The organism is Miniphocaeibacter sp., assembly GCF_049276255.1.
Lineage (GTDB): Bacteria > Bacillota > Clostridia > Tissierellales > Peptoniphilaceae > Miniphocaeibacter.
This window is the reverse complement of the sequence record NZ_JBASWB010000062.1, coordinates 90,578-108,194: the sequence shown is the minus strand read 5'-3', so window position 1 is coordinate 108,194 and position 17,617 is coordinate 90,578. Positions and strand designations below refer to the sequence as shown.

Sequence of the window (17,617 nt, the reverse complement as noted above, 5' to 3'; positions counted from 1 at the left end):
ACTTTAAATTATAATAAAACAAATATTATAATTTTTAATAAAAATACTGGATTAATAGTAGTTTTATTGAAAATATATCATAAGCATAAACTTAGATTATGACAAATCAACAAAAAAGAACGAATCTTAATAAGTAGTGTACTAGAAGTACATTTAAGTTTAGGAACTGAATTTAGGCTTTGCAAGATAGTGGTTATTAGAACTAAGACTTACTATTATGATAAAATAAGAGATAATGATGTAAATGACTTAAATATAAATATATCGGGGAGGAAAATAAATGAGCTTTGAAATGGAAGTAAACAATAATGATGATTTAGCTAAAATTAAAGTAGTAGGTGTTGGTGGCGGTGGTAATAATGCAATAATGAGAATGCACGAAAGTGGTTTATCAGGTGTTGAATTTATTGCTGTAAATACGGATAAACAAATTCTTACTACTAGTCAAATCGAAAATAAATTACAAATAGGACAAAAACTAACAAAGGGTTTAGGTGCAGGAGCTAATCCGACAGTAGGTCAAAAAGCTGCAGAAGAAAGTAGAAATGATATTGTTGAAATGCTTCAAGGAGCTGACATGGTATTTATAACTGCTGGAATGGGCGGTGGTACTGGTACAGGAGCTGCACCAATAGTGGCGGAAATTGCTAAGGAATTGGGAATACTAACAGTTGGAGTTGTAACAAAACCTTTTGCTTTTGAAGGAAGAAAAAGACAGTTACAAGCTGAACAGGGTATTGAAGCTTTAAAGGATAAAGTAGATACTTTAGTCATAATTCCAAACGATAGACTATTACAAGTAGCAGAAAAAAGAACAACTATGTCTGAAGCTTTTTCTATGGCAGATGAAGTTCTTATGAATGGAATTAAGGGTATATCTGACTTAATAGCAGTACCTAACTTAATTAACCTAGATTTTGCAGACGTAAAAGCGATTATGTATGATCAAGGTATTGCTCATATGGGTATTGGAATAGCTACAGGGGAAAACAGAGCTGTTGAAGCAGCAAAAGCAGCAGTTAAGAGTCCTCTATTAGAAACATCTATTGATGGAGCAAAAGCTGTTCTTATTAATGTTACTGGTTCTGATTTAGGATTATTTGAAATTAATGAAGCTTCAGAGTTAATAAGGGAAGCTGTAGATGCAGATGCAAATATTATTTTTGGTGCTGGAATAGATGAAAGCTTAAAAGATGATATTAAAATTACTGTAATAGCTACTGGATTTGATGAAAAATTAGGTAAAAATATTATTTCAGGCGATAATGAGAAAAATAAGAAAACAAATGAAAAATCAGAAGGAGATGCTAGTTCAGAAAAAGACAATATATCAGACGAATTAGAAATTCCTTCATTCTTGAAAAAAAGAGGCTTTTAATTAATGAGATGTCCTTTCTGTGATTCAACAAATACTAAAGTTGTGGACTCTAGACAAGTAGATTCTGAAACTTCAATTAGAAGACGCAGAGAATGTCTGTCATGTAAGAGGAGATTTACTACTTATGAGAAATATGAGAATAATCCTCTTATTGTAATAAAGAAAAACCAAGAAAGGGAAGCTTATGATAGAAATAAGATTTTAAATGGAATGGTTCGTTCTTGTTATAAGAGAAAAGTTCCAATGGAAGATTTAGAAAAAGCGACTAAGGAAATTGAAATAGATATTAATCATTTAAATTTAAAAGAAGTTCCTTCTTCCTTAATTGGTGAAATAATAATGGAAAAGTTAAAAGAAATAGATAAAGTAGCATATGTAAGATTTGCATCTGTCTATAAAGAATTTCAAGATGTTAGTTCATTTTATGATGAAATAGAAAAAATCAAATAGTTTAAATAAAAAAAAGACAATTTTGTCTTTTTTTTATTTTTATATTTAGGTAAGATATGGTAAAATGCTAATAAAAGTTTGGAGATAAAAATGGATTTATTTGAATACAGTAGAAAAAAATCAATTAATAAAAATGCACCCTTAGCCGATAGAATTAGACCAAAAACCCTAGAGGATTTTTACGGTCAAAAACATATTATTTATAAAAACAGCCCCTTAGATAGATTAATAAAGAGCGATAGAATAGGTTCATTGATTATTTATGGACCACCAGGTATTGGTAAGACGACTTTAGCTATGATAATTTCCAATACAACTAATAGGGTATTTGAAAAATTATCTGCTGTAACTTCTGGAGTTAAGGACATAAAAGAAGTTGTAAAAAATGCAGAGTCTAATTTAAGCTTCTATAATAAAGGTACAATATTGTTTATTGATGAAATTCATAGATTTAATAAGTCGCAACAGGATGCATTATTACCTCATGTAGAAAATGGATTAATAACCTTAATTGGGGCAACTACAGAAAACCCATATTTTGAAGTTAATAAGGCGCTATTGTCAAGATGTAAAATAATTGAATTAAAAAATCTTACAGAAGATGATATAGTTAAGGCTTTACAAAGAGCCCTAACTCTAGAAAATGGACTAAAAAAATATAATGTTGAAATTAATAAAGAAACATTATATTTTGTTGCTAAATTATCTAACGGTGATGTTAGAGCTGCTTTAAATGGCTTAGAAGTTGCAGTACTTTCTACAGAACCTGTAGATGGTATTATATTAATAGATAAAAAAATTGTTGAAGAATCTTTTTTAAATACAACAAACTTGTATGATAAAGATTCAGACTATCATTACAATACAATTTCTGCATTTATTAAGTCTATGAGAGGTTCTGATCCTGATGCAGCTATACTTTATTTAGCTAAAATGATAAAATCAGGAGAGGATCCTAAATTTATTGCTCGGAGAATGGTTATATTTGCATCAGAGGATATAGGTAATGCTGATCCCAATGCACTTCAAGTGGCTAATAATGTTTTTAGGGCTGTGGAAATAATTGGCTTACCAGAAGCTCAATTAAATTTAGCCCAAGGTGTTTTATACTTAGCAACTGCACCTAAAAGTAACAGATCTTATTTAGCAATAAAAAATGCTATGAGTGATATTAATAATAATACTAACTTAGAAATACCTAACTATTTAAAAGATGCTCATTATAAGGGAGCAGAGAAATTAGGAATAGGTAAGGGTTATAAATATCCTCATGACTATGAAAATTCATATGTTGAACAAAGATATTTTCCAAACAATTTTAAAGAGAAGAAATATTATATACCAAGTGATATAGGATATGAATTAAATATTAAAGAATATATGAAAAAGTTAAAGGAGAAATAAATTGATATTATTAAAGGACTTAGAAAAAAAATACGAAGAATATATTGACAAAGATATAGAAGTAGCTGGCTGGATTAAAAATTCAAGATTTCAAAAAAAATTAGGATTTATTGAACTTCACGATGGAACTCAATTTAAACCAATTCAAGTAGTAGTGGATTCAAACCTAGAGAATTTTGAAGAGATTAGTAAACTACATTTAAGTAGTGCTATTATTGTAAATGGGAAATTAGTTAGTACGCCAAATGCAAAGCAAAAATATGAAATTCAAGCTAAACAAATAGTAGTAGAGGGAAAATCTTCTGATGACTATCCTTTACAGAAAAAAAGACATACTTTTGAATTTCTAAGAACTTTATTACATTTAAGGTCAAGGACCAATACCTTTAATGCTGTTTTTAAAGTTAGGTCTGAACTGAGTTATGCTATTCACAAATTCTTTAATGAAAGGGGATTTGTATATGTGCATACACCAATAATTACGGCATCTGATGCAGAAGGTGCTGGAGAAATGTTTGAAGTTTCTACTTTAGATTTAAACAACCTACCTAAAGATGAAGATGGAAATGTAGATTTTTCGGAAGATTTCTTTGGTAAAAGAACTAATTTAACAGTTAGTGGACAATTACAAGTTGAATCTTATGCTATGTCCCATAGAAATGTTTACACATTTGGTCCTACTTTTAGAGCTGAAAATTCAAATACACCAAGACATGCTGCAGAATTTTGGATGATAGAACCAGAAATAGCTTTTGCTGAATTAGAAGATGTATGTAATTTAGCAGAGGATATGGTTAGATATATTATTAAATATGTACTTGAAAAATGCCCACAAGAAATGGAGTTTTTCAATAATTTTATTGACAAAGGGTTAATAGGAAGATTAGAGAAAGTATCAAATAGTGAATTTAAAAAAATGACCTATACAGAAGCTATTGATATATTGGAAAAAGCAGATGTAAAGTTTGATTATCCTGTAAAATGGGGAATAGATTTACAAACAGAACATGAAAGATACTTAAGTGAAAAAATAGCTAATGGTCCTATTTTTATAACCGATTATCCAAAAGAAATAAAAGCTTTCTACATGAAACTTAATGAAGATGGTAAAACTGTAGCTGCTACAGATTTATTGGTGCCTGGTATAGGTGAATTAATCGGTGGTAGTGAAAGGGAATATAGATATGATGTACTATTAAATAAAATTGAAGAAGCAGGTTTAAAACCAGAAGATTATAGTTGGTATCTAGATTTGAGAAAATTTGGTACTGCTAAGCATGGTGGTTATGGCTTGGGATTTGAAAGAATGCTTATGTATTTAACAGGTATGACAAATATAAGGGACGTAATACCATTTCCAAGAACAGTAGGTCATTGTGAATATTAGTTGACATAAGAATTATTTGATAGTATAATAGGCAATGTTGAATAAGTAGAGTTATCCGCTCTCACCTTATCATTAGATGAATAAGGTATTAATTTAATTACGTTTATATTTGTAATTTTGGCGGGTATTTCTACCTGCCATTTTTTATTTAAAAACACGGAGGTGTGTATTATTAAGGAATTACAAATTAATGATGAGATTAGAGCAAAAGAGGTTAGATTGATTGATGCCAAAGGCGAACAGAAAGGAATAGTTCCTATTGCCAAAGCATTAGAATTAGCTAGGGAGAGTAATCTTGATCTAGTAAATGTAGCTCCAACTGCTAATCCACCTGTTTGTAAGATTATGGATTATGGTAAGTTTAAATACGAAACTATAAAAAAAGAAAAGGAATCTAGAAAGAAACAGAAGACAATCAATGTTAAAGAAGTGAGACTTTCCCCAAATATTGATACACATGATTTAAATGTAAAGGCTAAAAGAGCTAATAAGTTTTTACAAAATGGGGATAAAGTAAAGGTTTCTGTTAGATTTAGAGGAAGAGAATTAGGACATACTGCAATTGGTAGAGATGTTCTTAATAAATTTGCTGAATTGACTGAAGAAAATGGTGTAATTGAGAAAAAGCCTGCTATGGAAGGTAGAAGTATGATTATGATACTAAACTCAATTACAGATAAATAATTAGGAGGAATATTATGCCAAAGATGAAAACACATAGAGCTTCTGCTAAGAGATTTAAAAGAACTGGAACTGGTAAATTAAGAAGATTCAAAGCTTATAAAAGTCACTTAACTTCTAAGAAATCTCCAAAGAGAATTAGAAATTTAAGAAAAGGTACTTTAGTAAGCAGTGGAGATCAAAAAAGAATTAATCATATGATTCCATAAATATTGTTAGGAGGAAAATTAAATGGCAAGAATTAAACGTGGTGTTACAGCACATGCTAAACATAAAAAAGTATTAAAAGCAGCAAAAGGTTATTATGGATCAAAATCTACATTATATAGAACAGCAAATCAAGCTGTTATTAAGTCAATGACTTATTCTTATATAGGTAGAAAAAGAAGAAAAAGAGATTTTAGACAATTATGGATTGCTAGAATAAATGCAGCATCTAGACAAAACGGCTTAAGCTATAGTAAATTTATGCATGGTTTAAAAAAAGCTAATATAAATATGAATAGAAAAATGTTATCTGAAATGGCTATTAACGATCCAAATGCATTTGCACAATTAGTAGAAATAGCTAAAAACGCTTAAATCCCAAAACTTGGGGTTTTTTTGTTTACCTAAATAATTAAAACAAATAATATATATAAATCAAATATATCAGAAGTGGTTAAAATGAAAACTATAAGAAAAAAAAGAATAATAGATAATCCATCACTATATTTAGTTTTAGGTTTTTTTACTGTAATTATAATAGGAAGCTTTTTATTAATGCTTCCTATATCATCTGCAGATGGTAGTGTAGGTAATTACATAGATTGCCTCTTTGTTTCAACGTCGAATGTCTGTGTTACTGGACTTACTCCAGTAGTTACAGCTAGCCATTGGAGTACATTTGGACATGTTGTAATTATTGTATTAATACAAATTGGTGGATTAGGAATAATGACAATGTCAACATTAATGGCATTGATTTTAGGTAAAAGAATTACCTTATCTTCAAGATTAGTAATAAAAGAACAATTAAGTACAGATAATATGAAGGGGCTTGTAAAGTTAATAAAATACGTTTTAGCATCAACTTTTATTATTGAATTAATAGGAGCGGCTTTACTATCTATTACTTTTATACCTGAATATGGTTTAGGAAAGGGTATTTGGTATAGTATATTTCATTCAATTTCATCTTTTTGTAATGCTGGATTTGATATTTTAGGCGATTCAAGTTTAACTAATTATAATTCAAACGCTTTAGTAATGTTAACAATAGCCGGATTAATAATTTTAGGTGGTCTTGGATTTAATGTATACATGAATATAACGGCATATAAATTTAATTTTAAGAAGTACTCATTACACGCTAAAATTGTATTAATAGGAACAGGATTTTTAATAGTTTCTGTAGCGGTTTTTATATTTATAGCTGAGTATAATAATCCAGGTACCTTAGGAGGACTTAATACAAAAGATAAAACAATAGCATCATTTTTTCAATCGGTAACATTAAGAACTGCAGGTTATTATTCAATAGACCAAGCGGCACTAAAGGATAGTAGTGCTATTGTAAGTATACTTACAATGTTTATTGGGGGAGCACCGGCTAGTACAGCAGGTGGTTTAAAAATAACGACATTGGCATTATTAATAATTACTGTAGTAAATGAAGTAAAGAGAAATGAAAATATTGTAGTATTTAATAAAAGTATTAGAACAGAACAGGTATTTAAAGCTATTACAGTATTTATTATTTTTACATTTTGGGTATTATTTGTTTCTTTAGTAATAATTATTATAGAACCATTTCCTCCACTAGATGTTTTTTATGAAGTTGTTTCAGCTACGGCAACAGTAGGAATTAGTAGAGGAATTACTCCAGAGCTAGCAAATATATCAAAGTTGTTAATTATTTTGACTATGTATTTAGGTAGAGTTGGAATGTTAACTTTATTATTTGCTTTTTCAAAAGACAAGAAGAAGAAACAATATAAGGAAGCTTACGGAAATATTATTTTAGGATAGGTGAGAAATGAAACAATTTGTAGTTATTGGTTGTGGTAGATTTGGAAAATCTTTAGCCTTAAAACTATCTGAATTAAATCAAGAGGTTTTGGTAATAGATCAAGATGAAGATGTAGTAAATGAAATTAGTCCATTTGTTAACTATGCAGTAACAGCAGATGTTACTGCAGAAGGTGTACTGGAAGATTTAGGGGTACAGAATTTTGATGTAGTTATAATAGGTATGAGTTCAAATTTTGAAGCTTCTGTACTAGTTACTGCAACAGCAAAGGAATTGGGAGTAGACACTGTAATAGCTAAAGTAAAAGATACCTTACATGGGAAGATTATGACAAAAATTGGTGCAGACAAGGTTATAATTCCGGAAAAAGAAACAGGACTAAGATTAGCCCATAGCTTAACTAAGAAAAGCATTATAGATTTTATTGAAGTATCTGAAGAATTTAGCTTAATGGAAATAAAGGCTCCTAAAAACTGGACAAATAAAATGATAAAGGATTTAGAAATAAGAAATAAATATAATTTAAGTATTATTGCTGTAAGACGTAATGAAGATATTATCATTAATCCTGATGCTGATTTAATAATAGGAGATTCAGATATATTGTCAGTAGTAGGAAAAACTTCCGATATAGAAGAGTTGGTTAATATTACAAATGATTAAAAAAATAGAAAGTAAGGATAATAAAGAGTTTAAGAAGCTTAAATCTTTAAAAACCAATTCTGGCAGAAAAAAGAATAAATTATTTCTAATTGAAGGCAAAAAAATGTTAATAGAAGCATTTGAGTCAAAAGTATCAATTAAAAATATAATTATAAATGAGGATTTTAAAAATTTAAATATATTAAAGGACAGTAATGTAAATATTATTCTATTAAAAAATTCATTATTTAATGAAATAACAGAAATGAAAAATCCTGAAGGAATAATGGCTAGCTGTGATTTTCTAAAAAATGAAACAATAGATTTTAACAATAATCTTCTAATTTTAGATAATATTAGAGATCCAGGAAATATGGGGACAATAATCCGTACAGCTGAATCCTTTGGATATAATAATATACTCTTAATAAATGGCTGTGTAAATATATATAATTATAAGGTATTACGTTCTTCTATGGGTTCTATATTTAGAGTTAATTTAAAAGAAATAGAATTAAAGGATTTAAATACCTTAAAAAATACGCATCTATTATATTCAATGGCATTATCCAATAGTGCTGAGAGTATATATAATATGACAGATATAAAAAAACATGCTATAATTATTGGAAATGAGGCAAATGGAGTAAATAAGAAAATTATAGATATTTCTGATAAAAATGTTATTATTCCTATTTCAAAAAATGTTGAATCTTTAAATGCAGCAATTGCAGCATCGGTTACAATGTTTTATTTTAATTTAATAAAAACAAAGAAGGAAAAAAAGATAGATTTTAATTAATAGAGAGCTATGAATTGGTGAAACATAGTAATTAAACTATCCCTATTCATTCCGGAGTTCTCAGGTAATTCTGAGCGTTAACTAACGATATATAGTTTCAAATTAAGTGATGTTTTCATAATTTGGGTGGTACCGCGGAAATCTTCCGTCCCATTTTGGGATGGGAGATTTTTTTATTTAAAATAGGATACTAATTAGGAGGAAAAATGAAAAATAAATTATTGAATATAAAAGAGCAAACTTTAGCTAAACTAAATGAAATAAAAAATTTAGATGAATTGGAAAGTATTAGAGTTAAAATATTAGGGAAAAAGGGAGAATTGACTCTAGTTTTAAGAGGAATGGGTAAATTATCTAAAGAAGAAAGACCTGTTGTTGGACAATATGCAAATGAAATTAGAAATGATATAGAAAATTATATTGCAATAAGAAAAAAAGAATTAATTGAAAAAATGAATAAAATAAAAATAGAAGAAGAAAAAATAGATGTAACAGCCAAAAAAGGATCTTTAAAAATAGGTCATAGACATCCACTAAACAAAACTATGGAAGAATTGGAAAATCTATTTCAAACAATGGGATTTTCAATTATTGAAGGACCAGAAGTAGAAACTGTTGCAAATAACTTTGATTTATTAAATTCACCAAAAAATCATCCTTCTAGGGATTTATCAGATACTTTTTATATTAATGAAGACATTTTACTTAGAACCCATACATCAACAGTTCAAATTAGGACTATGTTAAATAACAAACCTCCAATAAGAATGGTGTCAGCTGGGAGAACTTTTAGATTTGATGATGTAGATGATACACATTCACCAATGTTTCATCAAATTGAAGGATTAGTAGTGGATAAAAATGTTACTATGTCTAACTTAATACATACATTAGATGTATTTATTAGAGAATTCTTTGGAGAAGATATGAAAACCAGATACAGACCACATTATTTTCCTTTTACAGAACCATCTGCAGAAGTAGATGTATCATGTTTTGCCTGCCATGGTGAAGGATGTCCAGAATGTAATTATACAGGATGGAGTATGGAACTATTAGGGTGTGGAATGGTTCATCCTAACGTTTTAAGAAATTGTGGTATAGATCCAGAAGTTTACTCAGGATTTGCCTTTGGAATGGGCGTAGATAGAATTACAATGGTAAAACATGGAATTGATAATATTAGATTATTATATGATAATGATAAGAGATTTTTAGAACAGTTTTAGGAGGAATATATGCTATTACCAATAGTTTGGATGAAAGAATATGTTAATATCGACACAGATATTATGGAATTAATAAATGAAGTTACACTATCAGGTTCACATGTTGAATCTGTTGAAAATTTAGGAGAAAAATTAAATAATATAGTAGTTGCAAAAATATTAGAAATAAAAAAACATCCTAATGCTGATAAATTATCTTTAGTAAAAGTAGACTATGGAGAGAAAATAGTTGAAATAATTACAGGTGCTAAAAACATGAAAGAAGGGGATTTAGTAGCCTTTGCAAAGCTAGGAGCTATATTACCAGATGGTTTAGAAATAAAACCTATTGATTTAAAAGGAATAGAGTCAACAGGAATGTTATGCTCATATGAGGAGTTAGGATATGCTGATAATGTAATACCTAAAAACTCTGCAAATGGAATTATTATTTTAGAAAATGGTAATATTGGTGAAAATATTATAGATGCTTTACAGTTAAAAGATTCGGTTATAGAATTTGAAATAACACCAAATAGATCTGATTGTTTATCTATAGTAGGAATTTCAAGAGAAGTAGCAGCTACTTTTAATACAAAAATCAATTTACCAGAAATTACTATAGAAAAAGAAGAAGATAAAATAGAGGATTACTTTAATTCAATTGAAGTTTTGTCTGATAATTGTTTAAGATATGTAGGTAAAGTTGTAAAAGATGTAGTAGTAAAAGAATCTCCTCAATGGATGCAAAACTACTTAATGCAAGCAGGAATGAGACCAATAAACAATATTGTAGATATAACAAATTATGTTTTATTAGAACTAGGTCAACCTCTCCATGCTTTTGATATTGAAACCTTAGAAGACAAGAAAATTATTGTAAGACAAGCAGATGAAAATGAAGAAATGACAACTTTAGATAATAATAGTAGAAAATTAAGAAAAACGGATTTAGTTATATCTGATGGAAAAAAACCGGTAGCTATAGCCGGAGTTATGGGAGGACTAAATAGTGAAATAACTAACAGTACAAAAACTATTTTAGTTGAATCTGCAGTATTTGATGGTGATTCAGTTAGAAGAACTTCTAAACATCTAGGATTAAGAACTGAAGCTTCTCAAAGATTTGAAAAGGGAATATCCCCAGAAATAAGTAAATATGCCGCTGAAAGAGTATGTGAACTTATAGAAAAAACAAATTCAGGAACAGTTGTTAAAGGCTCCTATGATATATATAAAAATCCTCAAGAAAATAGAATAATCAGTATTAATTACAATAGAATTAATAAATTATTAGGAACAGAAATCTCTAAGGAGGAAATTGTAAATTATTTAGAAAACTTAGAGTTTAAAGTAGAAGTTAATGGAGATATTTTAGTAATAACCGTTCCTAAATTTAGACTTGATATTAATATAGAGGAAGATATAATTGAAGAAGTTGGAAGATTATATGGTTTTCATAATATTAAACCAGAACCATTAGGTGGAGGCTTATTAAGAGGAAAAAGATCTGATAGTAGATTAATAGAAGATGAAACTAAAAATATAATGTATGCACTAGGATTATATGAAGCCACTACTTATTCCTTTATTAGTAAAAAGGCCTATTCAAAAATTTTAAAAGATGTTAAAGATGAAGAACTTGTTACATTAAAAAATCCACTAGGAGAAGATTTTAGTGTTATGAGAACTACTTTAATTCCAAATATTTTAAATGTATTGGAAAAAAATAGTAAAAATAAAATTGATGAGTTTAAGGTATATGAATTAGGAAATACATTTCATTCATATGATTCAAAAAAACTTCCAGTGGAAAGTAAAAAAGTAACATTAGGAATGTATGGTAAATATGATTTTTATGATATAAAGGATATAGTAACTGTTTATTTAAATGAGTTAGGATTAAAAGATTTACAATTTACAACTTTATCAAATAATAAGACATTTCATCCAGGTAGAGCGGCTAATATAATATTTAAGGGTGAAGTACTAGGACAAATTGGTGAAATTAGCTATGAAGTAGCAGAAAATTATAATATTAGTTCAAGAGTATATATTGCAGAAATAGATTTATCCATAGTTGGAAAATTTGTAGACCTAGAGAAAAAATACAAAAAAATTATAAAATACCCTAGTATCGAAAGGGATATAGCAATTGTTGTAGACAGAAACTTAGAAACAGCAAAAATTGAAGAAGTAATAAAAAAATCAGGAGAGGGAATTGTTCAAAGTATAGATTTATTTGATATATACACTGGAGAACATGTTGACAAAACAAAAAAGAGCTTGGCTTATAGGATAGTTTTCCAATCACCAGAAAGAACATTAAAAGAAGAGGAAGTAAATATTATTGTAGATAATATATTAAATGAGTTGGATAAAGGCTTTGATGCTAAATTAAGGAGCTAAAATGTCTGAAAAAACAAAATATAATATAAAGATATTAAATAATACCTATACAATAAAATCTGATAAATCAGAGGAATCAATTGAAGAAATAACAAATAAAATTAATATTAAATTATCAGAATTAAGGAAAAATAATCCTAATTTAAAACAAGAAATGCTTCTAAGCTTAGCATTACTATATTTTAGTGAGGAAATTACAAACAATGGTTTGGAAATATCTAATTTAAAAGAAGAAATTGACAGTTTTCAACAAGAAAAAAGAGCTATAAAAGAAAAGAATGAAAACTTTATCAATAGTATAGATAAATTAGAGAAGGAAAATCTACAGCTTAAAGAAGAGGTTAATATTTATACTAATAATATAAAAAAATTAAATCAACATATTGACACACTTAAAATAGAAGTTTCAAACTATTTACAAGAACTGGAAGGTAAAAATATTACCATTAAAAACTTAAATGAAAATATAGATAGTTTAAGAAGGGATTATACACAAACATTAATAATAGTTAATTCTGTAAAAAGAGAATTGGATAAAATTAAGGGTAAGGTTTTATAATTGGAAAATTATGATTTTGAAGTATTAGCTCCTGTAGGAAATTTGTTGATGTTAGACGCAGCAATTAAAGCAGGAGCTGATGCTGTTTATTTAGGTGGAAAAAACTTTAGTGCAAGAGCCTATGCAGAAAATTTTACAATAGAAAATATTAGGGATTTAGTAAAGAAATGTCATAGTAATAATATTAAGGTGTATGTAACTGTAAATACTTTACTTCATGATTATGAATTAAACGATGCTTTAAACTATATAATTGAATTATATAATTCAGATGTTGATGCTGTTATAATTCAGGATTTAGGTTTACTTAGTTTAATAAGGCAATACTTACCTAAATTAGAGGTGCATGCTAGTACACAAATTAATATTAACAATTACTATGGTGCTAAGTTAATGAAAAAGTTAGGATTTAAAAGAATTGTTTTAGCTAGAGAAACTCCAATAGATGAAATTAAGTATATTGCTGAAAATGTAGATATAGAACTAGAGGTTTTTATTCATGGTTCCTTGTGTGTTTCATCTTCAGGTCAGTGTCTTATGAGTTCATATATTGGTGGTAGAAGCGGCAATAGGGGAAAGTGTGCTCAACCTTGTAGAAAAGAATATACATTGTACAATTCTAGATTTGAAATTTTAAATTCTAAAAATAATCCTAAATCCTATTTAAGTCCCAAAGACTTATGTACAATAGAAAATATAAAGGAATTAAGGGATATAGGAATTAAATCTTTTAAAATTGAAGGAAGAATGAAAAAACCTGAGTATGTTTATACAGTAGTTAAAACATACAAAACTAAATTAAATAATGAATATATTGACGATTCTGTTTTAGATGAAGTGTCTAATAGAGGTTATACAAAAGGATTAATTAATTATAGCTTTGGAAAAGATTTTATTGAAATGAATAGAGAAAAGAATAAAAAAGGTATAATTGTTGGGAAAATTATTAAAGAAAATAGACAAAAGGCAATTAAATTCTTTATTGAAGTCAAGAAAGGTGATATTCTTCTTTTTGAAACAGAAAAAGACAAAGTTATTCAACTTACATTAACTAAGGATTATGCCACTGGAGAAAAACTTTTTAGTGAGCATATCCACGATTCAAAAATTAATTCACGAGTTAGAAGAACAAGCTCGATTAAAATAAAAAATGAATTAGAAAAAACTAAAATAGATAATCGTAAAAATATAGATATTAAATTTATTGGGAAAATTGGAGAAAATCCGAAAATTTACGCTAAAAGTTGTAATAAATCAGTATCTGTGGAATCGGATCATATTGTACTAAAGGCAATAAAACAACCATTAACTGAAGACAGAATAATAGAACAATTGTCTAAAATGGGAAATACTAATTATAAATTACAGTCAATTAATTTAGAATTAGACGATAATATATTTATACCTATAAAGGTTTTAAATGAGTTACGAAGAGATATAATATCAAAACTGGATAGTATATTTAGTAATTTTAATAATAGGGAATTTTTAAATAGAGTAAGTATAGACTTTGACTATGATATATCTACAAATGCTTCTGATGTAAATATTAATTTGGAATTAATTGATGTAGTAGAGAATATAAAAAATAATTATGGAGATATTTATACAAATAATTATGAAAAAAATACTGGAGAATTTTATTTCAAAACACCAAGAATAGCTACAACAAAGGACCTGAGAAAGCTAAATGAAGAAATTAGAGATACAAGGAACCTAAAGGGATTTTTAATAAACAATTTAGGGGATATTCAGTTTGTTAAAGAGAATTTTCCTGATTTAAAAATTATTGGAGACATTGGATTAAATGTATTAAATAGTAAAACTTATTGGCTTTTGAGAAACTTAGGTCTGCATAGAGTTACAATGTCAACAGAATTAAATATAGATGAAATTAATGATATAGTTACAAAAATTGATAGTAATTTTGAAATTTTAGTTCATGGATATTTAACTTCTATGGTAATGAAAAATTGTCCATTTAGTACTATTAAAGGTTGTAAAGACGATAGTAATTGTAATTTATGTAAATTTTCTAAAGATCATTATTTGAAAAACAATAATAATGAATACTTTTTAATTAATAGATATGAAGGCTATAGTGAACTTTACCATAATAAAATATTAGATATTTACGATATTGTTAATGATATTAATTTGGAAAAAGGTGGCAATTTAAGAATTATTGCTTATAATAAAGTAGATGATTTAATAAATATATATTATGATAAAATTAATAGTGGGAAATCCTATAAAATAGATAATAATAAGGGAAAATATACTAAGGGGCATTTTTTAAAAGGTATAAATTAATGAATGATAAAGCTTTAAAAATTTTAGAATACAATACAATAATAAATAAATTAGTAAATTATACGAAATCAAAATTAGGAAAAAAAATATCTAGTAAACTAGAACCTATTTCTGATTTTGAAGAAATTGAAGAGAAATTAAAAGAAACAGAAGAAGCCACTAGTTTGATATTTGCTTTTGGAAATCCATCTATATATGAAATTAATGATTTTATATTACCATTAAGACATGTAGAGAAAGGTGGAAGCTTAAGTACTAGAGAACTTTTAGATGCTTCTGCTTTGTTAAGGTCAGTTTATGAAATAAAAAAATATTTACCTTACACTATTGAAAATGAAGGTAAGTATCCGATTATTTCCAATATAATTTTTTCTTTAACAGAATACAACAATATTGAAAAAGAAATTTCAAATGCTATTATTTCAGAAAATGAAATAAGTGATAATGCAAGTAGTGAACTAAAAAGAATTAGAAGGGAAATATTAAGTAAGTCTAATTCTATTAGAGAAAAATTAAATAATATTTTAAAATCACAAAATTCACAAAACTTATTACAGGATTCTTTTGTAACAATGAGAGATGGCCGATATGTTATACCGGTAAAATCAGAAAATAAAAATTTAATAAAGGGTATTGTTCATGATCAATCATCTTCAGGAGCTACTTCTTTTATAGAACCAATGGCTGTAGTAGAAATAAATAACGATATTAGAATATTAGAAGCCAAAGAAGAAGAGGAAATAAAAAAAATATTAAGAGAATTATCTTTAGAATTATTAAAAATAAGAGATGATTTAATTATTAATCAAAATAATTTATCTAGATTGGATTTTATATTTGCAAAAGCTAATTTAGCTATTGAATATAACTGTTCTAGGCCTATTATTAATAAAAAAGGTATAGTAAATTTGAAAAAGGCTAGACACCCTTTATTAAATAAAGATACGGTAGTTCCAATTGATATTGATTTTGGCCGAGATTATAATACTTTAGTTATAACAGGTCCTAATACTGGTGGAAAAACAGTAACATTAAAAACAGTTGGTCTACTAACTTTAATGGCCCAGTCAGGGTTACTAATTCCCTGTAAAGAAAATTCTGAAATAGCTATTTTTGATGAAATTTATGCAGATATTGGAGACGAGCAAAGTATAGAACAATCATTAAGTACATTTTCTTCACATATGACAAATATTGTAGAGATAATGAATAATTTGAAATATAATTCCCTAGTGCTTTTTGATGAATTAGGAGCAGGTACGGACCCAACTGAAGGTGCTGCCTTAGCTATAGCAATTTTAGAAAAATTATTAAACAAAAATATAAGAACAATGGCTACTACCCATTATTCTCAACTAAAATTATTTGCATTAAATACTGAAGGAGTAAAAAATGGATCAGTGGAATTTGATGTAAATACCCTAAGTCCAACATATAGACTAACAATAGGTTTACCTGGTAAATCCAATGCTTTTGAAATTTCAAAAAGACTAGGTTTAAGTGAAGCTATTATAAACGAGGCTAGAAAATTAATATCAGAAGAAAATCAAAACTTCGAAGATATATTATCTAAAATAGAATATGATAGACGTGAAATTGAAGAAAGTAGAAATAGACAAAGAAAATTAGAAGAAGAAATTAGTCTATTAAAAACCGAGCTAAATGAGGAAATTAATAAGACTAAATTATCTAGAGCTAAAATTATTGAAGATGCAAAGGAACAAGCCTATAGGATAGTGCAGGAAGCTAAAGATTCTAGCTCTGAGCTGTTAAAAAAATTGAAATATCTACAAAGTAGCTCTGAAGAAAATATTGCCTATGAAGCTACTAAAATTGAACAAAATTTTAATAAAAAACTAAAGAAAAATGTAAGTAAAAAAGGACTTTTGGACACAGTAGACAATGGAGAAAAAAGAGAAATAACCATAGGGGATGAAGTAGAAGTACTAGGTATGAACGACATAGGTCAAGTAATTTCTAGGCCAAATAAAAAAGGTGATGTTCAAGTTCAAGTAGGTATAATTAAACTAAATGCAAATATTAATAATTTAAAACTTGTAGAATCTACTGATGAAAAAAAAGCAAAAACCAATATAAAAAATATTATAAAAAGTAAAGCTAATAAAAATATAAGTAGTGAATTAGATTTAAGAGGTTATAATATAGAAGAGGCTATTTATGAAATAGAAAAATTTATTGATGATGCTTATATAGTAGGAATTAAAGAAATAAGATTAATACATGGTAAAGGTACTGGAGTTTTAAGACAAGGTGTTCAAAATTATTTAAAAAGGAACAAATATGTAAAATCTTATAGAATAGGTTCTTATTCTGAAGGTGGTACTGGTGTAACAGTTGTACAAATAAAGTAAT

At 27.5% G+C, this 17,617-nt stretch carries 15 protein-coding genes and 1 other annotated feature; all 15 genes read left to right on the top strand.

All coding sequences use genetic code 11. The features are described 5' to 3' along the window. Nucleotides 1-280: 280 nt before the first annotated feature. The 15 genes from ftsZ (at nt 281) to WAO56_RS08135 (ending at nt 17,616) form a co-directional block, all read left to right on the top strand. A complete protein-coding gene (gene ftsZ, locus WAO56_RS08205; protein WP_422143071.1) occupies nt 281-1,378 on the top strand; it encodes a cell division protein FtsZ in 1,098 nt (365 codons plus the stop codon). Between the two features lie 3 nt (nt 1,379-1,381). Next, nucleotides 1,382-1,828 carry a transcriptional regulator NrdR gene (nrdR, locus tag WAO56_RS08200; protein WP_422143070.1) on the top strand — a complete coding sequence of 149 codons (447 nt, stop codon included), beginning with the start codon at nt 1,382-1,384 and terminating at the stop codon, nt 1,826-1,828. A 90-nt stretch (nt 1,829-1,918) separates the two neighbouring features. Continuing rightward, nucleotides 1,919-3,232 carry a replication-associated recombination protein A gene (locus WAO56_RS08195; RefSeq protein WP_422143069.1) on the top strand — a complete coding sequence of 438 codons (1,314 nt, stop codon included), beginning with the start codon at nt 1,919-1,921 and terminating at the stop codon, nt 3,230-3,232. Between the two features lies 1 nt (nt 3,233). Next, nucleotides 3,234-4,619: an asparagine--tRNA ligase gene (asnS, locus tag WAO56_RS08190; protein WP_422143068.1), complete on the top strand. Its 1,386-nt coding sequence runs from the start codon at nt 3,234-3,236 to the stop codon at nt 4,617-4,619. Nucleotides 4,620-4,838: 219 nt separating this feature from the next. Beyond that, nucleotides 4,839-5,303 (top strand): translation initiation factor IF-3, encoded by a 465-nt coding sequence (gene infC / locus WAO56_RS08185; protein ID WP_422143067.1) that lies wholly within the window; start codon nt 4,839-4,841, stop codon nt 5,301-5,303. 14 nt (nt 5,304-5,317) lie between these two features. Then, nucleotides 5,318-5,509, top strand: a complete 192-nt coding sequence (rpmI, locus tag WAO56_RS08180) for a 50S ribosomal protein L35 (protein WP_243660554.1) — start codon at nt 5,318-5,320, stop codon at nt 5,507-5,509. 22 nt (nt 5,510-5,531) lie between these two features. Further along, complete coding sequence (gene rplT, locus WAO56_RS08175) at nt 5,532-5,882, top strand: 50S ribosomal protein L20 (RefSeq protein WP_422143066.1); 351 nt, start codon at nt 5,532-5,534, stop codon at nt 5,880-5,882. An 84-nt stretch (nt 5,883-5,966) separates the two neighbouring features. After that, entirely contained in the window at nt 5,967-7,310 is a 1,344-nt protein-coding gene (locus WAO56_RS08170) for a TrkH family potassium uptake protein (RefSeq protein ID WP_422143065.1), read from the top strand. A gap of 7 nt (nt 7,311-7,317) precedes the next feature. Then, nucleotides 7,318-7,974, top strand: a complete 657-nt coding sequence (locus tag WAO56_RS08165) for a potassium channel family protein (protein ID WP_422143064.1) — start codon at nt 7,318-7,320, stop codon at nt 7,972-7,974. After that, nucleotides 7,967-8,755: a TrmH family RNA methyltransferase gene (locus WAO56_RS08160; protein WP_422143063.1), complete on the top strand. Its 789-nt coding sequence runs from the start codon at nt 7,967-7,969 to the stop codon at nt 8,753-8,755. Before WAO56_RS08165 ends, WAO56_RS08160 begins: the two co-directional genes overlap by 8 nt. Next, nucleotides 8,717-8,911, top strand: a binding site (T-box leader). (Overlaps the previous gene by 39 nt.) Before the next feature lie 50 nt (nt 8,912-8,961). Then, a complete protein-coding gene (gene pheS / locus WAO56_RS08155; RefSeq protein WP_422143062.1) occupies nt 8,962-9,984 on the top strand; it encodes a phenylalanine--tRNA ligase subunit alpha in 1,023 nt (340 codons plus the stop codon). Between the two features lie 9 nt (nt 9,985-9,993). Next, nucleotides 9,994-12,372 (top strand): phenylalanine--tRNA ligase subunit beta, encoded by a 2,379-nt coding sequence (pheT, locus tag WAO56_RS08150; RefSeq protein WP_422143061.1) that lies wholly within the window; start codon nt 9,994-9,996, stop codon nt 12,370-12,372. A 1-nt stretch (nt 12,373) separates the two neighbouring features. Next, nucleotides 12,374-12,931: a cell division protein ZapA gene (gene zapA, locus WAO56_RS08145; protein ID WP_422143060.1), complete on the top strand. Its 558-nt coding sequence runs from the start codon at nt 12,374-12,376 to the stop codon at nt 12,929-12,931. Continuing rightward, the gene (locus WAO56_RS08140) at nt 12,932-15,244 is read left to right on the top strand and encodes a DUF3656 domain-containing U32 family peptidase (protein WP_422143059.1); all 2,313 of its coding nucleotides are present in this window, start codon (nt 12,932-12,934) and stop codon (nt 15,242-15,244) included. Beyond that, nucleotides 15,244-17,616, top strand: a complete 2,373-nt coding sequence (locus WAO56_RS08135) for an endonuclease MutS2 (RefSeq protein ID WP_422143058.1) — start codon at nt 15,244-15,246, stop codon at nt 17,614-17,616. Before WAO56_RS08140 ends, WAO56_RS08135 begins: the two co-directional genes overlap by 1 nt. Nucleotide 17,617 lies beyond the last annotated feature (1 nt).

Excerpts from the sequence above, each read along its gene's own strand:
- ftsZ (WP_422143071.1), top strand. The coding sequence starts at position 281 with ATGAGCTTTGAAATGGAAGTAAACAATAATGATGATTTAGCTAAAATT.
- nrdR (WP_422143070.1), top strand. The coding sequence starts at position 1,382 with ATGAGATGTCCTTTCTGTGATTCAACAAATACTAAAGTTGTGGACTCT.
- WAO56_RS08195 (WP_422143069.1), top strand. The coding sequence starts at position 1,919 with ATGGATTTATTTGAATACAGTAGAAAAAAATCAATTAATAAAAATGCA.
- rpmI (WP_243660554.1), top strand. The coding sequence starts at position 5,318 with ATGCCAAAGATGAAAACACATAGAGCTTCTGCTAAGAGATTTAAAAGA.
- rplT (WP_422143066.1), top strand. The coding sequence starts at position 5,532 with ATGGCAAGAATTAAACGTGGTGTTACAGCACATGCTAAACATAAAAAA.
- WAO56_RS08170 (WP_422143065.1), top strand. The coding sequence starts at position 5,967 with ATGAAAACTATAAGAAAAAAAAGAATAATAGATAATCCATCACTATAT.
- WAO56_RS08165 (WP_422143064.1), top strand. The coding sequence starts at position 7,318 with ATGAAACAATTTGTAGTTATTGGTTGTGGTAGATTTGGAAAATCTTTA.
- WAO56_RS08160 (WP_422143063.1), top strand. The coding sequence starts at position 7,967 with ATGATTAAAAAAATAGAAAGTAAGGATAATAAAGAGTTTAAGAAGCTT.
- pheS (WP_422143062.1), top strand. The coding sequence starts at position 8,962 with ATGAAAAATAAATTATTGAATATAAAAGAGCAAACTTTAGCTAAACTA.
- pheT (WP_422143061.1), top strand. The coding sequence starts at position 9,994 with ATGCTATTACCAATAGTTTGGATGAAAGAATATGTTAATATCGACACA.
- zapA (WP_422143060.1), top strand. The coding sequence starts at position 12,374 with ATGTCTGAAAAAACAAAATATAATATAAAGATATTAAATAATACCTAT.
- WAO56_RS08135 (WP_422143058.1), top strand. The coding sequence starts at position 15,244 with ATGAATGATAAAGCTTTAAAAATTTTAGAATACAATACAATAATAAAT.